Raw genomic sequence first — 21,973 nt, 5'->3', positions numbered from 1 at the left:
CACGGCGGGTGCGAGCGCACTGTCATCCATGGTCCCGAGTCGACCCGTGAGCGATGTCACCCGGCCGTCCCTCGAACCCGCCGGTATCCGTCGCCCGAGCACACGGTGGGGCCCGCAACCGCATCCCGGTCGCGGGCCCCACCGAGCGCCGCCGTGGCTTATCGATGCAGTGAGTCGATGGCGGCCTGCAGTTTGGTGGCCGCCTCGGCCGCGACGGGCTTCAATGCGGGATCGGCGGTGACCTGGACCATCAGCTGCGGGTTCATCGCCTCGACGATGACGTCATCGGAATCGCGTGATCGGCGGACGACAACATTGCAGGGTAGTAGCAGTCCGATCTGCCGGTCGACCTCCACCGCGCGGTGGGCCAAGGGCGGGTTACAGGCGCCGAGGATCAGGTAGTCCTCCATTTCCTGCCCGAGTTTGGCCTTCAAGGTCGCTCGCATATCGATCTCGGTGAGCACACCGAAGCCCTGAGCTGCCAGCGCCTGGCGTGTGCGCTCGACCGCATCTTCGAAATCGGTGGTGAGAGCAGTGGACAGTCCCAAATCGATGCTGTTGCTCATAGTGGGTCGGACCTCCTTGTCGAGGTATTCGATCGGCGCAGGTTCGGTATCACTGACGCGTGCAGACGGTGGTGCGGGCCGGTACGCCGAGCCTGGCCATGAGCAGGCTCGCCGGGCACCAGCCGACCGCACTGTAGAGCAGCAGGTTGGCCCCCACCAGAGTGGTCAGGACCAGCCACCACGGTGAGATCGCCGCCGCCAGGGCCGTCCCGGTCAGGGTCAGGATTCCCGCAAGTAGCGGGACGATACGGTCGATGGCCCATTCACGGGGCCGCAGCGAATTCTGCATGGCTGGCGTCATCCTTTGCCCGAGGCGGCCACTTCCCCAGCGCGTGCGGGTCAGGCCAAGGTCAGAAACAGTTTTTCCAATTCGTCGACAGTCATCGGGTTGGTCTCGTCGTCCTGACGATCCAGGCATTCGCGCAACCCGCTGGCGACGATCTTGAACCCGGCCCGGTCCAGCGCCCGTGACACTGCCGCGAGTTGGGTGACGACGTCTTTGCAGTCGCGTCCCGCTTCGATCATCGCGATCACCCCGGCCAGCTGGCCATGGGCGCGGCGCAACCGATTGAGTACCGGTGCGATGCTGTTCTCGTCGCCGATCATCAAGCTCTCCTTCTCCATCATCCCCCCACGAATGATACCCCTTGGGGTATACGACCCTCGCTTTCATCCCTGCTCACTTCCCGTGCGCGAAGTTGATGGTGGGCAGCACTTTGCCGAGCCATCGGGGCGACCACCAGGCGGCGTGCCCGGTCAGCCGCAGCATCACCGGTAGCAGTACGAGCCGGACGGCGACGGCGTCGAGCAGGACGGCGACGCCGAGGATGATGCCCATCTCTTTCGGCGGTAGGGGTTGCGCCAGAGCGAAGGTGAAGAAGACCGCGACCATCACCGCGGCAGCGGCGAAGATCACTCTCCCGGAGTGGGCCAGGCCGTCGATATGGGCGATTTTCGGATCCTTCGAGTGCTCGTAGTGCTCCTTCGCGGTGGCCAGCAGGAACACGGTGTAGTCCATGGCGATCGCGAAGATCATCGCGAAGAAGAACACCGGCCCCCACCCGTCGAGGAAACCCTGCGGGGTGAACCCGAGCAGGCTCGCACCGTGACCGTCCTGGAAGATCAGCTTCGCCACACCGAAGGCCGCCGCGGTCGACAACAGGCTCACCAGAGTCCCCAGCGCGGCGATCAGCGGGGCGCGCAGCGCGACCAGCAGGAGCACGAAGCCCAGCGCGAGGATGACTCCGACGATGATCGGCAGATAGTGGTCCAGGGCGGCCTGCAGATCGAGGTTCTCCGCTGGAGCGCCGCCGACCAGTGCTTGCGCCGGCAGGCGCTCGCGCAGCCCGTCGAGGATCGTGCCCATTCGCCCGTCGGAGGGGTCGACGGTGGGCAGGGCCTGCATCATCACCAGACCCGAGCCGTCACCGGCGGGCTGCGCGGGGGTGACCATGGCGATACCGTCGCCGGCGGCGAGACGCGCGGTGTCGGCGGCATCGGCGGCGGGGGCGATGATCTGCAGTGCGCCCGGCGCGCCGGGGCCCAGTTGCCGCTGCACCAGCTCGTACCCTTGCCGCACGGGTGCGTCGGCCGGGACGACCTGGATCGAGGGCATGGCCACTTTCAGTCCCAGCACCGGGATCGCCAGCCCGATCAGTACCGCGAGCGCGGCGATGGCGAACGGCCACGGGTGCGCGTGCAGGAGTTCGCCCCACCGCGCGAACCGCGGCGAACGATGCTCCTGCCGTTTGGCGTACGGCAGCGCGGCGGCGTTGATCCGGCCGCCCAGCGCCCCCAGCGCCGCGGGCAGCAGAGTGAGCGTCGCCGCGAGGACGAAGACCACCGCGAGCATGATGCCCACCGCCATGGTGCGCACCGCGGGCGCCGGAACCAGCAGGACGGCCGAAAGACTCACCAGCACAGTCAATCCGGACAGCAGAACAGCCTTACCGGCGGTGTCCATGGTCTCGGCCACAGCGGCGCGGGTATTGCCGGCCTTGGTCAGGGCGTCGCGAAAACGAGCGACGATGAACAGGGCGTAGTCGATGCCCAGGGCGAGGGCGAACATCATCGCGAAGTTCATTGCCCACACCGAGATGGGTGTGATCTGGTTCAACAGCACCAGCCCACCGGCCGAGGCCACCAAACCGGCGACGGTCAGCAGCAGCGGTAATCCCGCCGCCACCAGCGAGCCGAAGGCCAGCACCATGATCGCCAGAGTCACCGGCCAGGAGAACAATTCGGCCTTGATCATCGCGTCGTGGTTGGCCTTGTTGAAATCACTCCACAGCGCGGACGCGCCGGTCGGGTAGACCTCCACCCCGTCGCCCGACAGCGCCGTCAACGCCTGTTTGTGCTCGTCGACCGCACGAACCATATCGTCGGTAGAGGCGTTCGCCCCGGCGAGCAGGATGCCGGTGTGCCCGTCCGGGCTGATCGTCATCCCGGGCTGCGGTGCGACGATGGCGCCGAAGCGGCCGTCCCCGGCGAATTCGGCCGCCACATCGGCCAGCACCCGCTGCACCGCCGGACTGTCCACGGTTCGGGCGTCGGAATGCACCACCACTTGCACGGCCGCCGAGGAATTCCCCCCGAAATGCCGCTGGGCCAACTCCCGCACCTGTACCGATTCCGACCCGTTGGCCTGCCACCCGGCTCCCGCCAACGAAGAGAACACACTCGGCGCCGCCGAGCCCAGCGCGACCAGCACGATCAACCACACACCGAAAACCCAGCGCGTGCGCCCGGCCATCGTCGCGCCCAAGCGCGACAGCGGCCCACCCACCGCTCGGTCGGCTTTTCTCCGCTCGGTCATCATCTCCGTCACCGCTTACCTCCGTCTCTGCTGGTCGCACCCAGGTCGCTGGCGTTTTCATACCCCGGGGGGTATGCAATATGAGCGATAATACCCCAGGGGGTATATTCGACAAGGTGATGGTGGCGACCCCGCGTCGTCCCGGGAACGGAAACCCTCGAAGGAGAACGCCCATGGCCGAGATAGACCTGTACGTGGACCCGATATGCCCATTCGCGTGGGTGACTGCACAATGGCTGCTCGACAGCTCGGCCGGGCAACACACCGTCACGCTGAAACAGATGAGCCTGGCGGTACTCAACGACGGACAGACTGTCGACGCCGACCACGAACCGATGATCACCCGCTCACGACGGATCGGCCGACTGTTCGCCGCCGCCCGGAAACGGCACGGCGAGGAGGCGTTCACCACGCTGTACCTGGCGCTGGGCGTCAAGCTACATCCGCGCGAACCGGACACCGACGACGATACGGCCGCCGCCGGGGCGCTCCGCGCGGCGGAGCTGGACCACGTACTCCTCGGCGCGCTCGACGACGCCACCCTCGATCCGGCGGTCATCGAAGCTCATCAGGCCGGTCAGACCGCGCTGGGCGGGCGCGGCGGCAGTCCCATAATCTCCATCGACGGGCAGGGCTTCGCCGGCCCTGTACTCACCGCACCACCGGCTCCACACCGCGCCACCGCCCTGCTGCGTGCACTGGTCACTGCCGCGACCACCCCCGAATTCGCCGCGCTACAGCGCCCTTACCAGGGTCCGCCGGCCTTCACCGTCGACGAGAGCAAACACTGATGTGTCACCCCGCCCGATGCCGCACCTGCGGCAAGACCACCTGGGCCGGTTGCGGCGCGCATATCGACGCCGTCCGCGCTCGGGTCGCACCACAGCAATGGTGCCCCGGCCACGACACGTCCGACGGAACCGGGCCGCGCCGCCGGCTCCGGCTCCGGCTCCGCTGATCGTCCGAGATCTACCGCGGCAGCAACCGAGCGCCCCGGGATCACGGCAATCGACGGCGCGATCCGCCGGCCGGACACCGACCGGCGGGGTGCGCCAGGAACTACAGCTAGGGCACGTACCTGCGCAACCGCCGGGCCGCGAACTCGCGGAAGTACGACACTTTGTCGTCGGGGACGATGGAGGGAAGCAGGAAGTACCAGGCCCGTTCCATGCGGGACGCCATCTGGTCGACCGATTCGGTGCCGACCGCCACGATATGGATTCCGGTGGTGAGGCCGTACAGCAGCAGGCCGACGGTTTCCGGGTCGAGGTCGGGGAGCAGATCGCCCTGGGTGATCGCCCTTTCGGCGAGGAGGCGGTAGGTCTCCCCCCAGGTCTTGGCGATATTGTCACCGTTGGCGCCGCGGTAGTCACCGATCTGGTGGGTCAGTTTGAGCATGGCGCCGACCATCGGGTCGTTCATCGACAGGTCGGCGACCACGTAGGTGATGCCGATGGCGGCTTCGAGAGCGGGGACCCGGGAGTCGAAGAATCCCTTGCAGGAGGCGATGAGGCGTTCGTTGCCCTGATCGACCACCGCGCGGGCCAATTCCTCTTTGGACCCGAAGTGAAAGTACAAGGCGCCCTTGGTCACGTTGGACTGCGCGATGATCTCGCTGAGGCTCGCATTGGCGTAGCCCAAGCGTAGAAAAACGTCGGCGGCGCCCGCCAGGACCGAATCGCGGGTGATCTCCGCACGCGCTTGCCTAGCCATCACTTCCGCCTTTGACATCCTCCCGCCACCGCAGGGCCGGGATTCCCTGCCGCGCGGCAGGGCGTTCCTGTTTCATCGACAGTTGCCTCCCAGCATCAACTGCGGGGCGGTCTCACACCATCTCCGCAGGCGAGCACCGCAAGCCCTGCGGCGCGTATGTTCCTCGCGGCGTTCACGTCCCGATCGTGGCCCGTGCCGCATTCCGCGCACTGCCACTCTCGCACGTGCAGCGCCATATTCTGCCGTAGCGCACCGCACTCGCTGCACTGTTTGCTGGACGGGTAAAAGCGATCGACGGCGACCACTTCGTTCCCGTACCACTCGGCCTTGTACTCCGGTAACGAACGGAACTCCGACCAACCGGCATCCGAGCTCGCCCGCGCCGGGCAACGATTCCGGATCATATTCCGCACCCACGAATCCTCGATGGCGATCACTTGGTTCTCGCGCATCAACCGAGTCATGAGCTCGTGCAGATGATCGCGGCGACGGTCCGCGCGGTAGAAGCGGTATCCGTAGGCCCGCTTCACCACCGTCGACGTCGTACTCGACACGATAGAACATCGGCGAGTCACGCGTATGGGGCACCGACCCGGCCCCGCGGGACCGGGCTTGCGCGCTCCGTTTCCCGGTCATCCCAATAACCAGCCATCCTGAAGTAGACCGACATTGTCGAAGTAGACCGACTTACCGCCCGAACAGCACCCAAAGGATGGGTGAACCGTACCATCCGTGTTCGCTACGTCTCTCGATTCGTCGGCTTGCCCGAGTTCGCCGGTAGTTCATCACCGGTTGCCCGAACTGTGCTGCCCGCCCGGGGAGTTCGCCGGAGGCGGGCCGGGAACGGCGGGCCATTCGGAGCTGAGCTGGGGATCGGCCTCCAGATGACTCAGACCGTTCCAGCACAGATTGACCAGATGGGCCGCGACGACTTCCTTGGACGGGCTGCGCACATCCAGCCACCAGGTGGCGGTGGTGGCCACCATCCCGACCAGTGCCTGTGCGTACAGTCCGGCCAGGCTGATATCGAAACCGCGGCGCTCGAAATCGCCACCGAGCAGATGCGCCACCTGATTGACCGCCTCGTTGAGCAGACTCGAGTAGCGGCCGTCGGTGGAGGACACCGGTTGATCACGGACCAGGATGCGGAACCCGTCGGTGCGCTGCTCGATATAGGTGAGCAGGGCCAGGGCCACCTGTTCGAGCCGCACCCGGGACCTGTTGTTGGTGAGCGAGGAGGTGATCATGTCGAGCAACATCGACATCTCCCGATCGACCACTACCGCGTAAAGCCCCTCTTTACCGCCGAAATGCTCGTAGACGACCGGCTTGGAAACCAGGGCGCGTTGCGCGATCTCCTCGATGGACGTGGCGTCGTAGCCGCGCTCGGCGAACAGGGCGCGACCGATCTCGATCAACTGCTGGCGCCGCTGGGTGCCCGTCATCCGCTGCCGGCCCACCGGAACCGGCTCGGCGGACTCTGCGGCGTTACCGGCGGCCCGCAACTCCTCGGTTGTTCTCGGTTCTCCCGACGCCACGTTCCCGCCTCCCTGGTTATCGGGGCCGCGGGGGCCGGAGCCGGACCTGCGACCAGAACCATCGAGATCAACTGTCCCAGACCTCTGGCTGCCGGAGACACCCGGGCGGCACCGGGCCGCTGGCGTGTCGCCACCACCACGGTTCGACGTATCCCGGGGTGGCATGCGAGTATCGTTCCCGTGCCGGGGCACAGCGACGGGTTTCGGGTACCCGCCGGTGTGACAGTCCGCCGTAGTGTAATGGCAGCACCTCTGATTTTGGTTCAGATAGTTCAGGTTCGAGTCCTGGCGGCGGAGCAGCTCGCGTGCACGATGACCATCGTCGGCCCGAGGGAGATTCATGCAGGAGCAGACCGCCGTCATCGTGCTAGCCGCAGGTGCCGGTACGAGAATGCGGTCGAAGACGCCCAAGGTGCTGCACCCGCTCGCCGGGCGCAGCATGCTGGCGCACGCACTGTACGCGGCCCACGCCATCGACCCGCGCCATCTGGTGACGGTGGTGGGGCACGACCGGGAGCAGGTCGGAGCGGCCGCGGCCGCGGTGGCAGGCGAACTCGACCGGGAGATTGTGCCGGTGGTGCAGGAGGAGCAGCTGGGCACCGGGCACGCCGTTCAGGTCGGGCTCACCGGCCTGCCCACCGATTTCTCCGGTGACGTCATCGTCACGTCCGGGGATGTCCCGCTGCTGGACGGGCACACCCTCGCCGCGCTGCTCGACGAGCATCGCAGCTATTCCGAGCGCCCCGCTGTCACGGTCCTCACCTTCGTCCCCGACGATCCCAACGGCTATGGCCGGATCGTGCGTGACGCCGACGGTGAGGTCGCCGAGATCGTCGAGCATGCCGACGCGACCCCGGAGCAGGCCACGATCCGCGAGGTCAATTCCGGCGTGTACGCCTTCGACGCCGGGGTGCTGCGCACCATGCTGGGCCGGCTATCCACCGCCAACGCCCAGCACGAGCTGTATCTGACCGATGTCCTGAAACTCGCCCGCGAGGCCGGCTACCCCGTACAGGGCGCCCGCCTGGTGGATTCGGCCAAGGTCACCGGCGTGAACGACCGCGTACAGCTGGCCGCCGCGGCCCGGACACTCAATCGCTACATTCTGGAACGCCATATGCGCGCCGGCGTGACCATCATGGATCCCGCCACCACCTGGATCGATACCGATGTCCGAATCGGCCGCGACACCGTGGTGCGCCCGGGGGTCCAACTGCTGGGTACGACGGTGGTCGGCGAGGAGGCCGAGATCGGCCCGGACTCCACCCTCACCAATTCGGTGGTCGGGGACGGCGCCCGGGTGATCCGCACCCACGGTGAGGCCGCGACGATCGCCGCGGATGCGACGGTCGGTCCGTTCAGCTATCTGCGGCCGGGCACGGTGTTGGGCGAGTCGGGCAAGATCGGCGCCTTCGTGGAGACCAAGAACGTCGAGATCGGCCGGCACACCAAGATCCCGCACCTGACCTATATCGGCGACGCCACCATCGGCGAGTACAGCAACATCGGAGCATCCAGTGTGTTCGTGAACTACGACGGGGTGCGCAAGCACCGCACCGTCGTGGGGTCACACGTGCGTACCGGCAGCGATACGATGTTCATCGCCCCGGTGACCGTGGGTGACGGCGCCTACACCGGGGCAGGTACTGTACTGCGGGAAGACGTCCCACCGGGCGCGTTGGCGGTGTCCGGCGGAACGCAACGCAATATCGAGAACTGGGTGCAGCGGAAACGGCCGGGAACCGCTGCAGCAGATGCGGCGGCCAAGGCCCTCGCCGCCGCGGAGACACCAGGTCGGGCAATAAAGCTTAAGGATGGCAACCAGCAGTGACCGCGTCATGGATCGACAACCAGAAGAACCTGATGCTCTTCGCCGGACGCTCGCACCCCGAACTAGCCGAGCAGGTCGCCAAGGAACTCGACGTTCATGTGACCCCGCAGACCGCGCGTGATTTCGCGAACGGAGAGATCTTCGTCCGGTTCGAGGAATCGGTCCGCGGTTCCGACGCTTTCGTCCTGCAGAGCTTTCCGGCGCCGCTGAACCAGTGGCTGATGGAACAGCTGATCATGATCGACGCGCTCAAGCGCGGTTCGGCCAAGCGGATCACCGCGATCCTGCCGTTCTACCCCTACGCCCGGCAGGACAAGAAGCACCGCGGCCGCGAGCCCATCTCGGCCCGCCTGGTCGCTGATCTGCTCAAGACCGCGGGTGCCGATCGGATCGTCACCGTCGATCTGCACACCGACCAGATCCAGGGCTTCTTCGACGGCCCGGTCGACCATATGCACGCGCAGCTGCAGCTCGCCGAGTACGTGCGCACCAACTACAGCCTCGACAACATCACCGTGGTCTCCCCCGATTCCGGCCGGGTCCGGGTGGCGGAGAAGTGGGCGGATTCGCTGGACGGCGCGCCGCTGGCGTTCATCCACAAGACCCGTGATCCGCTGGTCCCGAACCAGGTGAAGTCGAACCGGGTGGTCGGCTCGGTCGAGGGCCGCACCTGCATCCTCATCGACGATATGATCGACACCGGCGGCACCATCGCGGGCGCGGTGAACGTCCTGCGTGAGGCGGGTGCCGGCGATGTGGTCATCGCCGCGACGCACGGCGTGCTGAGCGCCCCGGCCGCCGAGCGGCTCGCATCCTGCGGTGCCCGGGAGGTCGTGGTGACCAACACCCTGCCGATCACCGAGGACAAGAAGTTCCCGCAGCTCACCGTGCTGTCGATCGCGCCGCTGCTGGCCCGCACCATCCGTGAGGTGTTCGAGAACGGTTCGGTGACCGGACTGTTCAACGGCAACGCCTGATCCTCTTTTCCGAGCGGCCCCGGACCCATCGGTCCGGGGCCGCTCGGCGTTCGGGGGCGGGCGACGACACCGCTGGTCACGGTCCCGCCGAGCGGCCCCGCGGCGGCGCATACTGGTTGGTATGGATCGCGAACCACGAGAGCCCGATATGGGCGACGACGACCAGGAGGACGAGGTCCGCGCCTACGAACGCTATATCGAGGACCCACCCGCGGACCTGCGCATTCACAACCGTGAGAGCGACGACGACGGCCGTCTCGGCATAGCCGACGAGCTGCGGCAGGAACCGGACCGGCGTGACCGGGCCGACGACGACAACCGCCCCGCCGAGGCCGCCGCCATGCACATCGAGGAAGAACCCGAATAGGGACGACCCGCCAGCTGACGCTGCGCCCGCACCGCGGTACCGGCCTACGAGCCCTCGACGATTCGAACGAGGAGACGTGATGAGCACACCGCAGGACCCGCGCGACTCCGGCGACCGGCCGGAGGACAGAAGCACAGACCGGCCGGAACCCGATTCCGGCGCCACCGGCCGGCCTGCGGCGGAACGCCCGCGGGAAGCACCGGACGAGCCGTACATCACCCCCAACGCTCCGCAACCTCCCGACGAGACGCAGACCCCGGGTAACACTCCCGAGCCCCCGGCGGGTGGGGCGGGGGCCGGCGCTCCGCAGCCGCCGGAGGGCGGCGAACCGCACGGTGGTCAGGCGGCACGGTCCGACGAACCACCCACCGAGTACCTGCCGAAACTGCTCGGCCGGGAGTCTCGGCCGGCGTCCGGGCCGGAACAGGCCGCGCCGGGGTCCGGCGAAGGCGCCGGCGCCTTCGAGTACGGTCGGCACCCCGGCACCCCGGAGCAGCGACCGCCCGGCGGCGAAGTACCCCCGCAGGCATGGTCGGCCCGGCCCGAGGAGCAGTCTCCAGGGCAGGCCTGGCAGCAGCAGTCACCCGGCGGGTACCCGGGTTCCGGGCAGGCCCAGGGCGGGTCGCCGTATCCGCCACCGGGCGGTGGACAGTACCCACCGCAGGGCGGGTACGGCGGGCAGTCGAGTGGCGGGTACGGCGGCCAGGGCGGCTGGGGTGCGCAGGAACAGTCCGGGTGGGGTGCGGGGGAACAGACCGGGTGGGGTCCGCAGGAACAGGCGGGCTGGGGCGGTGCTCCCGGATGGTCCGGCGGCGGCGCGCCGGGCGGACAGCAGAGCGGCCGGCCGGGCGGGGCTCCCGGTGCCGGGGGTTATCCCGCCTACCCCGAACAACACCAGCAGTACCAGCCGTATGGCGCCGACCGGAAGCCGGAACGTTCGGGGCCGCAGGTGCTGTCCATCATCGGTTTCGTCTGCGCCGCGGTTTCACTGTTGTTCTGTCCGATCGTGTTCGGCGCCGCCGGTATCGTGCTCGGAGTCATCGGCCATATCCGTGGCGAGCCCCTGGGCAAGTGGGCGGCCATCGCCGCCGCGCTATGTCTCGTGGTGGGCGTGGTGGTCGGGTTGCTCCTCACCGGGACCGAGATCGTACCCAACGAATCGTTCGGCTGACCGGAGGTACAGCCGGCCACCGCGGCCCGTTCCGGTCGCACTTGCGCCCACGTACTACGCGGCGCCGCGGCGGCGGATATCGTCTGGCCCATGCCCGATGAACGAGGCGCCGGTGGATTCGCGGCGGCGACAGGGGCGGCCGCGCCGCCGTGGTGCGGATAGATGTCACAGCGGGAACTGGTCGTATTGGGCACCGCGAGCCAGGTGCCGACGACCCAGCGCAATCACAATGGATACGCACTGCGCTGGGGTGGTGAGGTCGTACTGTTCGATCCCGGCGAGGGCACCCAGCGGCAGATGATCCGTGCCGGGATCTCCGCGACCGACCTGACCAGGATCGCGATCACCCACTTCCACGGTGACCACAGCCTGGGCCTGGCCGGGGTGGTGCAGCGGATCAACCTGGACCGGGTCCCACACCCGATCGACACCTACTTCCCGGCCTCGGGCCGGCGGTTCTTCGACAACCTCTGCGACGCGACCGCCTACCACCGGACGGTCGAACTCCGGCAGCGGCCGATCACCGGGCCGGGCGCATTACCGGCTCCCGGCGCTCCCTTCGAGATCACCGCCGCCCCGCTGGACCATCCGGTGGAAGCGTTCGGTTACCGGCTCACCGAACCCGATTACCGGACCATCCGGCCGGAGGCGCTGGCCGAACTGGGCCTGCACGGCCCGATGGTGGGCCGTCTGCAACGCGAGGGCGAGATCGACTGGCAGGGCCGGACCGTGACCCTCGACGAGGTGAGTACGCTGCGGCGCGGCCAGAGTTTCGCGTTCGTCATGGACACCCGCATCTGTCCCGGGGCCCGGGCACTCGCCGCGGGAGTGGACATGCTGGTGATCGAAGCGACCTTCGTCGAAGCCGATGCCCGGCTGGCCACCGAGCACGGTCATCTCACCGCCGGACAGGCCGCCCGGATCGCCGCCGACGCCGGTGCGCGGACCCTGGTCCTGACCCATTTCTCGCAGCGCTATCCCGGCCTCGACCAGCATCTGGCCGAGGCGCGGCGGGAGTTCGGGGGCGAGATAGTGGTGGCCGCGGATCTGGACCGTATCCCGTTCCCGTCCCGCCGCTGACCCACTGCGGCCGGGCGGAGGCCGGCGTCAGGGGCCGGTGACCGGCTCCATCCGCGTCCCGTCCCGCAACCCGATCGACATGATGTCGGACGGTTGGTCGAGTTCGAGCCGATGCCAGCGGTTACGTGGTACGACGAATGCCGTGCCCGCGCTCAGACGCACTTCGGTCTCGGTGTCGCCGGGGTGGTCCGGGCGCAGGTAGAGCCGCAGCGCACCGGACAGACAGCACACGGCCTCCTCTGATCCGGGATGGATCTCCCAGTGGTCGGCGTGGACGTCGGCGTCGGTCTCGACGTGGAACGCGGCCAGCTGCCAGCCGTCCGTACCGTCGCGCATCCGGCGTTCGCCGGTCCGTACCCGGCCCTCGGGGTGGAAGGTCAGGGCGCGCGCGAACAGGTCGATTGCGGTGGTCATATTCGATTCCTCTCGTAGGTATTCGTATGAGCAGTTGGGCGGAAGTACGTGCCGGCGGCTGTGCCCGGGAGCGGATCGGCGCTCCCGGGCCGTCACGCCGGTACCCGGCCGCGTGGCTCGCCGGGCCGGGTGGTCTCGTCGGCACTCGGCTCCGCACGCCGGGGCAGGATCACGGCGGCCACCCCGGCCGCCAGCACGAAGACCGCGGCGCAGATCACCAGAGCCAGTGCGTAACCGCTACTGAGTGCGGCGGGATCGGTGGCCGTGCCGGTCCGGCTCGCGGCCACGGTTGCCAGTACCGCGACCCCCACACATCCGCCGAGCTGACGGGAACTGTTGAACACACCCGACGCCGTACCGGCCTCCCGGGCGTCCACGCCCGTCGATGCCGCCACGGCGGCCGGGGCGAGGCACAGTCCGATACCCAGGCCGGTGACGATCGACGGTCCCAGGACATCGGTGAGGAAGCCGCCGTCCGGGCCGATCGCGGCGAACCACAACAGCCCGGATGCGGTGACCAGCCCACCCGCGATCAGGATCGGCCGGGGTGATCTGCCCGCGCCGGCTCTGGTGGCGAGCACGATGCCGGCCACGCTCGTCACCGAGAAGGGCAGGAAGCCGGCCCCGGTGGCGCCCGCGCCCATTCCCAGCACCTGCTGCATATAGAGCGAGACCAGGTAGAAGGCCGCGAATTGGCCACCGGCGGCGAGGAAGACGAAGAGGTTCGCACCGCGGACCCAGCGATCGGCGAACAACCCGAGCCGTACCAGCGGTGCGAGCGAGTACTTTTCGACCAGGACGAACGCGGCCAGCAACAGCACACCCGCCGTCAGGGTCGCCACGGTGACCGGAGCCGACCAGCCGTACCGGTCGGTGCGGATCACGCCGGTCACCACCAGACCGATTCCGGCGGTGACGAGTACCGCCCCGGGCAGATCGAGCCGGCGCCCGGTGGCGGGCCGGCTCTCGGCGCCGATCCCGGCTGCGCCCGCGGCCACCGCCACAGCCACCAGTGGCACATTGATCAGCAGCACCCAGCGCCACTCGGCGTATTCGGTGAGCAACCCGCCGACCAGCACACCGCTGGCACCGCCGGCCGCGTTCACCGCACTCCAGACGCCGAGTGCGCGGACTCGGGCGGGGCCGGCGGTGAATGTCGTGGTGAGTATCGCCAGTGCGGCGGGGGCCAGGGCCGCGGCCGCACAACCCTGGACGGCGCGGGCGGCCACGAGCTGCCACGGTTGCTGTGCCAGCCCACCGGCCAGCGAGGCGATACCGAAGACCACCAGTCCGGCGGTGAGCAACCGCCGCCGGCCGAACAGGTCGCTCGCGGTACCACCGAGCAGCAGGAATCCGCCGAAGGTCAGCGCGTAGATATGCACCACCCAGGCCAGATCCAGGGGCGCGAAGCCGAGGTCGGCGCGGATGGAGGGTAGCGCGACGTTCATCACCGCCATATCCAGCGCGACCATGAACTGGGCCGTCGCCACGGCCACGAGGGCGAGCGACGATCGGCCGGAGAACTTTTTATACACGTATAAAAAGTAGCGTCACAGCAAGGCCGTGTCCAGAGCGCGAGCGACGATGCGCCAAGATGACCCCATGACCGAGTCCGCGCCGCGCACCGGCAGACCGCCGAAGATCTCCCGCGCCGAGATCGTGACCGCCGCCGACGCGGTGGTCGCCGCCGACGGCCCGGCCGCGCTCACCATGCGCCGGGTGGCCACCGAACTCGGCTGTACCCCGATGGCCCTCTACCACCACGTCCGTGACAAGGACGAACTGCTGCGGCTACTCCTCGAGGACTACGCCGACCACGTGGAATGGCCCCCGCTACCCGCGGATCCCCGCGAGCGGATGATCACCGCCGCGCGCGCGATGCACGATGTCCTCGCCGCGCGCGCCTGGATGGTCGAGATCCTCGCCGCCGACGATCTACTCGGCGTCGCCGCGCTCTGGGCCCCCGAAGCGATCATCGACGGCGCCGTCGGCTGCGGGTTCACCCTCGACGAAGCAGTCCGCGCCTATCGCATCATCTGGCACTACACGGCGGGCGAGATCATCATCCGCGCCCGCTCCGCCCAGCGCGCCGCCGCCGACCGCCCCACCTTCCGCGCGCAGGTCTTCGCCGATCTGGATCCGGATAATCTGCCGCGTCTGGCCGAACTCGGCCCGCGCTGGGTCGAGTTGACGGCCGAGGACACCTATCTGCTCGGGCTCCGGGCGCTGGTCGGCGGCCTGGTCGGACCGGAGCGGGGCTAGGACGGACCGTTCACGCCGACGGCTTCGGGCGCGGACGAGCCGAGGTCGAACTTCTCGCGATTGGCCTGCACCTCGTCCATATGGGCCTCCGCCCACATCTTGATCCCGCGCATGATCCCGTGCAGCGAGAGCCCGAGTTCGGTCAGTTCGTAGGTGACGGTGACCGGCACGGTCGGCGTGACCGTGCGGGTCACCAGGCCGTCGCGTTCCAGGGTGCGCAGTGTCTGGGTGAGCATCTTCTGGCTGACCCCGGCCAGCCGGCGGGCCAGCTCGGAGTAGCGCAGCGGCTGCGGCTCGCCGCCGCACGCCACGCCCGGATGGGGGCCGCCGCTGCCCAGGGCGGATAGCACCAGCGCCACCCATTTCCCGGAGATCCGTTCCAGCAGCTGCCGACTGGGACATCCCGCGAAGAACGCGTCGTAGTCCACCTTGCGCAGCGCCCGCTGCTGGGCCGCCGTCGTCGTCGCCATAGCCCGCTTCTTCCTACTCGGCGGTGGGATACGCACTTTCAGGTGCCTACTTCCCGAAAGAGAGTTACCACACCATTGTGGAGTCATGGCACAGAGAACACCACAGGAGGCCACCGTGTCCGGTACTTTCCGCAGCGCGATCGTCCGTACCCCGGGCGGACCCGATTCCATCGAGATCATCGACGTACCCGTGACCGAGCCCGCCGCGGGACAGGTGCAGGTCGCGATAGCCGCCGCCACCGTCAACCCCGTCGACCTCGCGCTGACCGCGGGCGTCTTCCACGACCTCGGCCTGATCACCCGGTCGGAGTACACCGGGATCGGTACGGATTTCGCCGGCACCGTCACCGCGGCCGGGCCCGGCGTCGAGCTGCCGGTCGGCACCCGCGTCGCGGGCCTGATCGGTGGATTCGACCGCGATTTCGGCAGCTATGCCGAGCAGGTGACCGTCCCGGTGAGCGTTATCGCCCGCGTGCCCGACGAACTCGATCCGGCCACCGCGGCGACCGTCCCGCTCAACAGTCTCACGGCGGCCCAGCTGGTGGATCTGCTCGGCGCCGGGGAAGGCCGTGACCTGCTGGTCACGGGTGCCGCCGGGGCCGTCGGCGGCTATGTGACCCGGTTCGCGCAGGAGCGCGGCTGGCGGGTCACCGGACTGGCCCGCGTCACCGACGAGGAGTTCGTACGCGGGCTCGGCGCCGATTTCACCGCCACCGCCACCCCGGGTTGGGACGCGGTGGCCGATGCCGCCGCCCTTCAGGAAGCGGCCTTGCCGCTGGTCCGCGACGGCGGCCTGTTCGTCGGAGTGCGGCCCGGCGCCGAACCACCGGCCGAACGCGGTATCACCGTCCGTGCCGTCGCGGTACAACCCGACGCGGAACGACTCGCCGGGTTCCTCGCCGATGCCGCGAGCGGCCGTCTTCCGGCCCGGGTGCACGCCGTCCTACCGCTCGACCGGGCCGCCGACGCCCACCGGGAACTCGCCCGGGGCGGGGTGCGCGGGAAATACGTACTACAACCCTGAATCGTGTCGATCCGGGCTCGACGTGGGACGGGACGGCGCGGCGGCGCAGGAGGCCCCCGGACCCTTCGGGGACACCGGAGACACGACGGGTAGCCGCGCCACCGGTGGTCCGATCACGGCCGCCACAGCACATCGGACCCTGCGTCGGGACGGATTCGATCGCCCGAAAAGGCGGGATCCATACCCGATGCGATCGTATACCCGAACAAAAACTCCTGCGGCGCAATGTGAGAGGCAACAATGATTCGCAATTCGCCGGCACGACCATCGGGTGCGTCGGCGAAACCGCATTTGTAGTGGCCGAATAGGCCGCGGTGTACTGCTCCGGACACTACGGCCGGTCGGAGATTACTCGATTGCGACACGGCTCGGCCCACCCGCGGGTATCAGGTCGCGAAGGTGGCGAATGCCGCCCACAGCACCGGCGAATTCTCGATGGTGCCGGTCGCGCGCCAGGCGCGTAACCGGTCGCGTTGCCATTCGGCCAGTTCCGCCACCGGATCGGTCGCCTCGTGGGCCGTATCGACCACACGGACGACCTCCTGCAGTGGAGTCGCGTCCGCCGCCGCGCCCCAGCGCTGGAAGGCGAGGTCGGTGGGGAGCGGCCAGCGGGTGGCAGTGACGAGTTCGGCGCCACCGGTGATCATGGCGGCGACGAGCCCCAGCGCCTCGGTGAACCGCAGATCGCCGCCGCTTTCGCAGGCGATGAGCGCGACCCGGCCGGGCACCGGCCACAACTCCTGGCCCGATACGGGGTCGGCGGCCAGCGTATGGGTACCGAGCAGCAGATCCTTCGCCGACAGCGGCCGATGTGTGCGCTGCGGTTCGGCGAAACCGGCCGTATCGGCGGTGCAGGCCAGATGCAGTTCGGTGTTCTCGCTCCGGCCGGATTCCGGCGCGGCCGCGGTCACGTGGCCGACATAGAGCAGCCGGGCTGCCCCGGCCCGCAGCGTGCGGGAGAGCCAATCGCGGTCGAGGTCGATACGGCGGAAGAGCTCGGCGGGCGTGGTGACCTCCGGGCGGATCCGGCCGGAATCGATATGGCTTGCCAGGCGTCGGGTCAGCGGTGTCGGATCGGTCATCCGGCCGAGGACCGAGCCGAGTTCGGAATCGGCGCGGAAGCCGGGTATTCGGGGGTCGAGTACGGCGACCACCGGCAGTTCCCGGGTTTCGGCCCAGCAGCGCGCGATACGCGTGGGCCCGTGCACCACTCCGGCGGGTGCGAGCAGCCCGATATCGGCGATATCGATCAACCGGAGTTCCGGTGCCGGGGCCAGGATCTCCCACGGCACCTGGGCGACCCGGGGCGCGGGCTGGAGCCGGATGTGCGGCCGGATCCCCTGCCGGTAGAGCGTATGCAGCTGTCCGGCCAGGTCATAGGGCAGCAGCGCGCGGGAAAGGTCGCGGGCCAGCAGGTATTCGGTATCGGGCGTGGCGAACGCGGCGGTGGTGAGGGTGCGTTCCAGACCGCCGGGCACGGTCGGATCCGGGAGCGCGTCCGCCAGTTTCCGGACCACCGCGTCGATATCGGCACCGGGTAGCGCCGCCACACCGGGCGCGGCGTCGTCGCCGACCCAGTGCCAGGACATGTACATATCACCGGCGTCGGCCATCCGCACCACCACGGTGGGCTGATCGTTCAGCACAACTCCCCCGTACTCCGATCCCCGCTCATACCGCGATCACCCGATCCTCCCGGACGCGCTGTCCGTACCGCTGTTCGGCGGCCGCGATGTAGTCCCCGAGCGCGATACGCGCGTCGGGCCCCACGGCCAGCCGCGCGGGCGGCGCCACCGGTAGGCCGGCCGCCGCCGCGACCCGGGCCAGGGCGGCACCCAGATGCAGCGGGCCGGATCCGGATTCGCCGGCTGTCGGCGGTACGGGATCGTCCAGCGGGAACTGCGGGCGTTCCACTCGTTCACCCGAGGTCGTGTCCAGTGTCGTTCCCGCGCACTGTGTCTCGATGAGATCGGTGAGCAGCCGGGCATCCCCGCAGAGGTAGGCGAAGCGGAAGGCCAGCCGGACGGCGGGGTCGGCGACCTCCCGGTTCCACTGCTCGCGCTGACTGCCGTCCGGCAGCGTGTAGCGCACCGCGTCGATGGTGATCGCGGCGGGTACCGCCAGGGCACGGCCCAGCGCCAGCAGTTCGGCGGGCGGGGAATCCATATCGTCGACCACCATCTGCACCAGCACCGCGTGCCAGTAATCGAGTTGCGCGCACTGCAGACCGAGACCGCGTTCGGCGTAGACGGTGAACGCGGCATCGAGCAGCCGCTGTCCGTGCCCGACCAGGCCGCGCGCGTAGGCCACCGTGGCGAGCCGGCACTGCACGGAGGCGGCGTCGAGTACCGCCCCGGAGTCCTGGAAGCAGTCGAGGCCGCGCCGATACCATTCGTCGGCCCGATCGACCTCACCGCGGCATTCGGCCAGGAAACCGCGGATCTTCCAGCCGACTCCCGCCCGGTACCGGAGTCCCGCCCGCTCGTAGTAGGCCTGACTGGCCAGCACCAGTTCCTCCGCCTCGTCGAGCCGGTCGAGCCGGCCGAAGAGCTGGGCCAGGTTCTGCTGGGTATCGGCGACGGCATTGTGGTCCCCCGCCGCGGTGAACGCCGCCAGCGCCTGCTGCGCGAAATCCACCCCGAGTTCCCGGCGTCCGGTTTCGAAATACGCCCCGGCCAGGTTCATCAGTGGGTGGCCGGCCAGGTGGGGCGCGAAACGGAGTGCGGTGTCGAGCGATTCGGTAGCGGTCTCGATGACCCGGCTCCACTGGCTGCGATGGGCCGCGACGGCGCTGAGCGAGAGCAGGCACGAAACCCGCAGCACACCCAGGTCGGTAGCGTCGGTGAGTAGATCCCGCGCCTGTTCCAGCACCGCTTGGGCTTCGTCGAGCGAGCCGAGATGCTGGAGGGCCTGCGAATAATTGATCAGTGTGGAGGCCCGCTTCTCGCGGGCGTCCGCCGGAATCCGTGCCAACGCCGCGCGGTACCGGACCGCGGCACGGTGGTGGTCACCGAGTTCGTCATACATGCTCGCGGCATTGATCAGCGCGCTGGTGTGGACTCCGTCGGTGGTGGTGTCCACCGCGTGCTCGAATATCCGCAGCGCCTCGGCGATATCGCCACGCTGGTAGGCGGCCGCGCCCTCGTACAGCAGTTCCAGTCCGGGGGGCTCTTCCGCGCTCATCTCAGAAATCCGAATCTTTTTCGGCGGCCGTGGTCTCGGCCCGCAGTGGTCCTATATCGGTGGGTCCCCCGGCCGGTGGCTCGCCGGCGCGCGCCGGGCCGACTCCGGGGCCGGACTCCGCACGCCGCAGCCGGGCGTGCGCGAGTTCCCTGATCCGTTCTCGCTGCCGCGCATCCACCGCCGGATCCGCGGGGTCTCGCGGATCCGGACCGGGAAGCTCCGTGGCGAACTGGGATGGGTCCACCCTCCGCGGTGGCGCCGGGCCGACCCCGGGTACATAGACCTCCACCCCCGCTACCGTGTCCGCCGTGTCGGCTACCGCGGCAGTCCAGCTGTCCCCGGCCAGCACCAGCGCGGCGCCGTGATCGCCCGCCGGGGTGCGGACCAGCGCGTACGGTCGCAGATGGGCGGGCGGTTCCCCGCGCAGACCCGGTGCCGCGACCGCCCGGACCCGCAGCGAGTTGACACCCCCGGTACGCGTGAGTTCCCACGAGACGGCACGTTCGGAGGCATCGACCACACCGGGCGGGCAGTACCGCCAGTCCCAGCCCGCGCTACCCCGTTCGAGTACCAGCGCAGCCTGTGGATCGCGCTGCCCACCGGCGGCCAGCGCGTAGTCGGCGGCACGCCCGGGAGCGGGACCACCGAGGCGGTATTCCATCTCAGGCACCTCGGTGATCTGCACGGATTCGGCGGGCACCGCGGCATCGGCACCGGCGACGACGCTCTCGCAGATCTCGCTCAATTCCGCGATCTCGCCCTCGAGTTCGGTCGCGTCGAGGGCCGGGATCCCGTCCACCGTCGAGGCAGGCCACCAGCGGGCCGCCCAGTGCGCGTAACCGAGCCGGCGCACCGCGGCCGCCAGTTCGGGTCGCTCCGGACGGGCCGGCAGCTCCACGGGCCCGGAGTACTCGTCGGCCGCCACCGCGACAGCGGCGCCGTAGAGCGCCCACAACCATTCCTGCGCGGTGTCCAGATCGTGCAGGATCGCCGCCGGTATCTGTGGTGGCGCCAGCACACTCCAGCTCAGGTGGCCGCCGCCGACCTCCAGTACCGCGGTGTCCAGGCCGGGATCGGTATCGGCCGGAGTCGGCGAACCGGGCGGCGCGATACTCCACAGCCCCGGTCCGATTCGCTGGATACGCACACTGTCGACCATCACACCGCCCTCGGTTCGGCCGTATCCGGCTCCCGCACCGCCTGCGCGCTGAGAACTTTCCGGACCCGGGCGCGGTGATCGAGCACCACCGAGCGGGCCACCCCGTCGAGCAGATCCCACAGCTCGTCGGGTTCGGTGACCGGCAGCTCCCGGACATCGCGCCCGTGCAACCGCACCCACAGGCGCCGCAGGTACGGACGCCACGGGGTCCGCAGCTCGGTGGCGATGGCGGCGAGCGGGTTGCCGTCCCCGGGCACCCGGTGGACGGCCAGCCGCCGGGCCTGCAGCACATAGGCTTCGCGCTGCCAGCGCCCGTTGACCAGCCGGTGCGCAGCCGACGCGTCGGCCTCCGCCCGGGAGCGGCAAGGATCCGGCGGTGCGATCGGCGCCAGACCGAGGGCCAGCTCGACGCCGGCGGCCGCGGTGACGCGCAACGATTCGCCCAGCAATGCCCACGGTGCGCAACTGCGGGCGACCTCCGCGGCGACCAGGTCCGGGATCGGTGGCAGTTCGGCGCGTTCGGTGGAGACCTGGAGCACCGTGAAGACCCGTTCGTGCACGGTGCGATCGAACGGTAACCCCAGTGTCGCGGTGGACGCCGATTCCCCGACCTCCGGGCGCCGCGGAACAGAATGGGTGGTCAGGCCGAGTTCGTGCGCCCGATATCGCGCGAGATCGGTTGCGGCGTCGCGGATTTCCGCGAACCACAATTCGATCCCGGAATGGGTCCCCGCGTTCGCGGCGGCCAACCGGTCGAGCAGGCGACGACCCGCGCGGGTATCGGTGCCGGTGCGGGAGGCGACCGCACAGTCCAGCAGCTCCCGCAGCTGCGCGGTGTGCTCGACCGGTACCGCGGGTGGCGGCGGACGGCGGCGCCAGGCCGTGGTGAGCAGATCGTCGAGCAGCGCGGCCCGGGCGGGATCGGTCAGATGGTCTTTCAGGGCCTGGGTGGTGCGCCCGGCCGCGAAACCGTGGATCTCACGCAACACCGCCTCGGCCCGCACCCGGTCCCGGTGGGGATCGGGGTGGCCCTGGGTGGCGGCCAGCTCGAAACAGCGCTGGAAATACAGATCCTGCGCGGTGCCCTCGGTGATCCGCAATCGGCGGCGCACCTGTTTGAGCAGCGTGAACCAGGCCGCGGTCGCGCGCAACGCGTCGGCGTGCGCGTAGACGCGCGCGGCGAGCAGGGTCGCACCGTCGGCCGTCAGTACCGCGCCCCCGCAGCTCGGATACTGCACCGGCCGGATGACCAGCGGGTCGAGGATCAGTTTCACGGTCCGGCGCAGCGGCCCGCCCTGGGGGCCGCTCAACGCCTCGACGCCCTCGAGACCGCGCCACACCTCATCGAGCACCATGGCCCGCGGTCGTCGCATGTGCCCAGGTTATCGGAGTTTCACCCGGGT

Annotated in this window: 23 protein-coding genes and 1 tRNA gene; 10 read left to right on the top strand and 14 right to left on the bottom strand. The window is 69.2% G+C overall.

Annotation, left to right across the window (positions count from 1 at the left end; genetic code table 11):
- Nucleotides 1–158 precede the first annotated feature (158 nt).
- The 4 genes from NGR01S_RS14945 to NGR01S_RS14930 all read right to left on the bottom strand — a co-directional run bounded on the left by NGR01S_RS14945 (nucleotide 159) and on the right by NGR01S_RS14930 (nucleotide 3,384).
- On the bottom strand, nucleotides 159–554 hold the full coding sequence (locus tag NGR01S_RS14945) for a DUF302 domain-containing protein (RefSeq protein WP_063037518.1): 396 nt from the start codon (nucleotides 552–554) through the stop codon (nucleotides 159–161).
- A gap of 61 nt (nucleotides 555–615) precedes the next feature.
- A complete protein-coding gene (locus NGR01S_RS14940) occupies nucleotides 616–855 on the bottom strand; it encodes a YgaP family membrane protein (RefSeq protein ID WP_063037106.1) in 240 nt (79 codons plus the stop codon).
- A gap of 50 nt (nucleotides 856–905) precedes the next feature.
- Nucleotides 906–1,172: a metal-sensitive transcriptional regulator gene (locus NGR01S_RS14935; RefSeq protein WP_063037516.1), complete on the bottom strand. Its 267-nt coding sequence runs from the start codon at nucleotides 1,170–1,172 to the stop codon at nucleotides 906–908.
- A gap of 73 nt (nucleotides 1,173–1,245) precedes the next feature.
- Nucleotides 1,246–3,384 (bottom strand): MMPL family transporter, encoded by a 2,139-nt coding sequence (locus NGR01S_RS14930; RefSeq protein ID WP_157107282.1) that lies wholly within the window; start codon nucleotides 3,382–3,384, stop codon nucleotides 1,246–1,248.
- A 170-nt stretch (nucleotides 3,385–3,554) separates the two neighbouring features.
- Between NGR01S_RS14930 and NGR01S_RS14925 the strand changes: the two genes are divergently transcribed.
- Nucleotides 3,555–4,172: a mycothiol-dependent nitroreductase Rv2466c family protein gene (locus tag NGR01S_RS14925; protein ID WP_063037102.1), complete on the top strand. Its 618-nt coding sequence runs from the start codon at nucleotides 3,555–3,557 to the stop codon at nucleotides 4,170–4,172.
- The gene (locus tag NGR01S_RS33335) at nucleotides 4,172–4,339 is read left to right on the top strand and encodes a DUF8730 family Cys-rich protein (protein WP_507762095.1); all 168 of its coding nucleotides are present in this window, start codon (nucleotides 4,172–4,174) and stop codon (nucleotides 4,337–4,339) included. Before NGR01S_RS14925 ends, NGR01S_RS33335 begins: the two co-directional genes overlap by 1 nt.
- Before the next feature lie 107 nt (nucleotides 4,340–4,446).
- Here the strand turns inward: NGR01S_RS33335 and NGR01S_RS14920 are convergent, their stop codons facing one another.
- From NGR01S_RS14920 to NGR01S_RS14910, 3 genes are all read right to left on the bottom strand, one after another.
- Nucleotides 4,447–5,094 carry a TetR family transcriptional regulator gene (locus NGR01S_RS14920; RefSeq protein ID WP_030522269.1) on the bottom strand — a complete coding sequence of 216 codons (648 nt, stop codon included), beginning with the start codon at nucleotides 5,092–5,094 and terminating at the stop codon, nucleotides 4,447–4,449.
- 95 nt (nucleotides 5,095–5,189) lie between these two features.
- The gene (locus tag NGR01S_RS14915; RefSeq protein WP_245664605.1) at nucleotides 5,190–5,627 is read right to left on the bottom strand and encodes an RNA-guided endonuclease TnpB family protein; all 438 of its coding nucleotides are present in this window, start codon (nucleotides 5,625–5,627) and stop codon (nucleotides 5,190–5,192) included.
- 252 nt (nucleotides 5,628–5,879) lie between these two features.
- Nucleotides 5,880–6,539, bottom strand: a complete 660-nt coding sequence (locus NGR01S_RS14910) for a TetR/AcrR family transcriptional regulator (RefSeq protein ID WP_063037514.1) — start codon at nucleotides 6,537–6,539, stop codon at nucleotides 5,880–5,882.
- Between the two features lie 319 nt (nucleotides 6,540–6,858).
- Here NGR01S_RS14910 and NGR01S_RS14905 point away from each other — a divergent pair.
- The 6 genes from NGR01S_RS14905 (at nucleotide 6,859) to NGR01S_RS14880 (ending at nucleotide 12,058) form a co-directional block, all read left to right on the top strand.
- Nucleotides 6,859–6,929, top strand: a tRNA-Gln gene (locus NGR01S_RS14905).
- Nucleotides 6,930–6,972: 43 nt separating this feature from the next.
- Nucleotides 6,973–8,463 carry a bifunctional UDP-N-acetylglucosamine diphosphorylase/glucosamine-1-phosphate N-acetyltransferase GlmU gene (glmU, locus tag NGR01S_RS14900; protein ID WP_063037100.1) on the top strand — a complete coding sequence of 497 codons (1,491 nt, stop codon included), beginning with the start codon at nucleotides 6,973–6,975 and terminating at the stop codon, nucleotides 8,461–8,463.
- Nucleotides 8,460–9,440, top strand: a complete 981-nt coding sequence (locus NGR01S_RS14895; protein WP_030522272.1) for a ribose-phosphate diphosphokinase — start codon at nucleotides 8,460–8,462, stop codon at nucleotides 9,438–9,440. Before glmU ends, NGR01S_RS14895 begins: the two co-directional genes overlap by 4 nt.
- A 121-nt stretch (nucleotides 9,441–9,561) precedes the next feature.
- Complete coding sequence (locus NGR01S_RS14890; protein WP_063037098.1) at nucleotides 9,562–9,807, top strand: hypothetical protein; 246 nt, start codon at nucleotides 9,562–9,564, stop codon at nucleotides 9,805–9,807.
- Between the two features lie 79 nt (nucleotides 9,808–9,886).
- On the top strand, nucleotides 9,887–10,978 hold the full coding sequence (locus NGR01S_RS14885) for a hypothetical protein (protein ID WP_063037096.1): 1,092 nt from the start codon (nucleotides 9,887–9,889) through the stop codon (nucleotides 10,976–10,978).
- A gap of 162 nt (nucleotides 10,979–11,140) precedes the next feature.
- Complete coding sequence (locus tag NGR01S_RS14880; protein WP_063037094.1) at nucleotides 11,141–12,058, top strand: ribonuclease Z; 918 nt, start codon at nucleotides 11,141–11,143, stop codon at nucleotides 12,056–12,058.
- Between the two features lie 27 nt (nucleotides 12,059–12,085).
- Here the strand turns inward: NGR01S_RS14880 and NGR01S_RS14875 are convergent, their stop codons facing one another.
- A complete protein-coding gene (locus NGR01S_RS14875; RefSeq protein WP_063037092.1) occupies nucleotides 12,086–12,472 on the bottom strand; it encodes a cupin domain-containing protein in 387 nt (128 codons plus the stop codon).
- Between the two features lie 92 nt (nucleotides 12,473–12,564).
- On the bottom strand, nucleotides 12,565–14,007 hold the full coding sequence (locus NGR01S_RS14870) for an MFS transporter (RefSeq protein WP_245664604.1): 1,443 nt from the start codon (nucleotides 14,005–14,007) through the stop codon (nucleotides 12,565–12,567).
- 67 nt (nucleotides 14,008–14,074) lie between these two features.
- On the opposite strand from NGR01S_RS14870, the gene NGR01S_RS14865 reads away from it, so the two are divergent.
- Nucleotides 14,075–14,734 carry a TetR/AcrR family transcriptional regulator gene (locus NGR01S_RS14865; protein WP_157107275.1) on the top strand — a complete coding sequence of 220 codons (660 nt, stop codon included), beginning with the start codon at nucleotides 14,075–14,077 and terminating at the stop codon, nucleotides 14,732–14,734.
- On the opposite strand, the gene NGR01S_RS14860 is transcribed toward NGR01S_RS14865, so the two are convergent.
- Nucleotides 14,731–15,204 (bottom strand): winged helix-turn-helix transcriptional regulator, encoded by a 474-nt coding sequence (locus tag NGR01S_RS14860; protein WP_063037088.1) that lies wholly within the window; start codon nucleotides 15,202–15,204, stop codon nucleotides 14,731–14,733. The genes NGR01S_RS14865 and NGR01S_RS14860 overlap by 4 nt on opposite strands.
- A 115-nt stretch (nucleotides 15,205–15,319) precedes the next feature.
- On the opposite strand from NGR01S_RS14860, the gene NGR01S_RS14855 reads away from it, so the two are divergent.
- The gene (locus NGR01S_RS14855; RefSeq protein ID WP_084481099.1) at nucleotides 15,320–16,228 is read left to right on the top strand and encodes an NADP-dependent oxidoreductase; all 909 of its coding nucleotides are present in this window, start codon (nucleotides 15,320–15,322) and stop codon (nucleotides 16,226–16,228) included.
- A 386-nt stretch (nucleotides 16,229–16,614) separates the two neighbouring features.
- On the opposite strand, the gene NGR01S_RS14850 is transcribed toward NGR01S_RS14855, so the two are convergent.
- Genes NGR01S_RS14850 through NGR01S_RS14835 form a run of 4 tightly spaced genes read right to left on the bottom strand, consistent with a single transcriptional unit; the run spans nucleotide 16,615 to nucleotide 21,925 of the window.
- Nucleotides 16,615–17,841 carry a hypothetical protein gene (locus NGR01S_RS14850; RefSeq protein ID WP_063037506.1) on the bottom strand — a complete coding sequence of 409 codons (1,227 nt, stop codon included), beginning with the start codon at nucleotides 17,839–17,841 and terminating at the stop codon, nucleotides 16,615–16,617.
- 58 nt (nucleotides 17,842–17,899) lie between these two features.
- Complete coding sequence (locus NGR01S_RS14845) at nucleotides 17,900–19,411, bottom strand: tetratricopeptide repeat protein (RefSeq protein WP_063037084.1); 1,512 nt, start codon at nucleotides 19,409–19,411, stop codon at nucleotides 17,900–17,902.
- 1 nt (nucleotide 19,412) lies between these two features.
- Nucleotides 19,413–20,558 carry a hypothetical protein gene (locus NGR01S_RS14840; RefSeq protein WP_245664603.1) on the bottom strand — a complete coding sequence of 382 codons (1,146 nt, stop codon included), beginning with the start codon at nucleotides 20,556–20,558 and terminating at the stop codon, nucleotides 19,413–19,415.
- A gap of 11 nt (nucleotides 20,559–20,569) precedes the next feature.
- Nucleotides 20,570–21,925, bottom strand: coding sequence for a hypothetical protein (locus NGR01S_RS14835; protein WP_063037080.1), 1,356 nt, complete (start codon nucleotides 21,923–21,925; stop codon nucleotides 20,570–20,572).
- Nucleotides 21,926–21,973 lie beyond the last annotated feature (48 nt).

The organism is Nocardia grenadensis NBRC 108939 (genome assembly GCF_001613445.1).
Classification (GTDB): domain Bacteria; phylum Actinomycetota; class Actinomycetes; order Mycobacteriales; family Mycobacteriaceae; genus Nocardia; species Nocardia grenadensis.
Note: the sequence above shows the minus strand (reverse complement) of the source record. Positions and strands in the feature narration are given on the sequence as shown.

What these genes read in the sequence shown, in the direction of transcription:
- NGR01S_RS14865 (WP_157107275.1), top strand. Translation starts at nt 14,075, where the DNA reads ATGACCGAGTCCGCGCCGCGCACCGGCAGACCGCCGAAGATCTCCCGC.
- NGR01S_RS14935 (WP_063037516.1), bottom strand. Translation starts at nt 1,172, where the DNA reads ATGATCGGCGACGAGAACAGCATCGCACCGGTACTCAATCGGTTGCGC.
- NGR01S_RS14940 (WP_063037106.1), bottom strand. Translation starts at nt 855, where the DNA reads ATGCAGAATTCGCTGCGGCCCCGTGAATGGGCCATCGACCGTATCGTC.
- NGR01S_RS14925 (WP_063037102.1), top strand. Translation starts at nt 3,555, where the DNA reads ATGGCCGAGATAGACCTGTACGTGGACCCGATATGCCCATTCGCGTGG.
- NGR01S_RS14860 (WP_063037088.1), bottom strand. Translation starts at nt 15,204, where the DNA reads ATGGCGACGACGACGGCGGCCCAGCAGCGGGCGCTGCGCAAGGTGGAC.
- NGR01S_RS14880 (WP_063037094.1), top strand. Translation starts at nt 11,141, where the DNA reads ATGTCACAGCGGGAACTGGTCGTATTGGGCACCGCGAGCCAGGTGCCG.
- NGR01S_RS14890 (WP_063037098.1), top strand. Translation starts at nt 9,562, where the DNA reads ATGGATCGCGAACCACGAGAGCCCGATATGGGCGACGACGACCAGGAG.
- NGR01S_RS33335 (WP_507762095.1), top strand. Translation starts at nt 4,172, where the DNA reads ATGTGTCACCCCGCCCGATGCCGCACCTGCGGCAAGACCACCTGGGCC.
- glmU (WP_063037100.1), top strand. Translation starts at nt 6,973, where the DNA reads ATGCAGGAGCAGACCGCCGTCATCGTGCTAGCCGCAGGTGCCGGTACG.
- NGR01S_RS14835 (WP_063037080.1), bottom strand. Translation starts at nt 21,925, where the DNA reads ATGGTGCTCGATGAGGTGTGGCGCGGTCTCGAGGGCGTCGAGGCGTTG.
- NGR01S_RS14920 (WP_030522269.1), bottom strand. Translation starts at nt 5,094, where the DNA reads ATGGCTAGGCAAGCGCGTGCGGAGATCACCCGCGATTCGGTCCTGGCG.
- NGR01S_RS14930 (WP_157107282.1), bottom strand. Translation starts at nt 3,384, where the DNA reads ATGATGACCGAGCGGAGAAAAGCCGACCGAGCGGTGGGTGGGCCGCTG.
- NGR01S_RS14845 (WP_063037084.1), bottom strand. Translation starts at nt 19,411, where the DNA reads ATGAGCGCGGAAGAGCCCCCCGGACTGGAACTGCTGTACGAGGGCGCG.
- NGR01S_RS14850 (WP_063037506.1), bottom strand. Translation starts at nt 17,841, where the DNA reads ATGGCCGACGCCGGTGATATGTACATGTCCTGGCACTGGGTCGGCGAC.
- NGR01S_RS14910 (WP_063037514.1), bottom strand. Translation starts at nt 6,539, where the DNA reads ATGACGGGCACCCAGCGGCGCCAGCAGTTGATCGAGATCGGTCGCGCC.
- NGR01S_RS14885 (WP_063037096.1), top strand. Translation starts at nt 9,887, where the DNA reads ATGAGCACACCGCAGGACCCGCGCGACTCCGGCGACCGGCCGGAGGAC.
- NGR01S_RS14875 (WP_063037092.1), bottom strand. Translation starts at nt 12,472, where the DNA reads ATGACCACCGCAATCGACCTGTTCGCGCGCGCCCTGACCTTCCACCCC.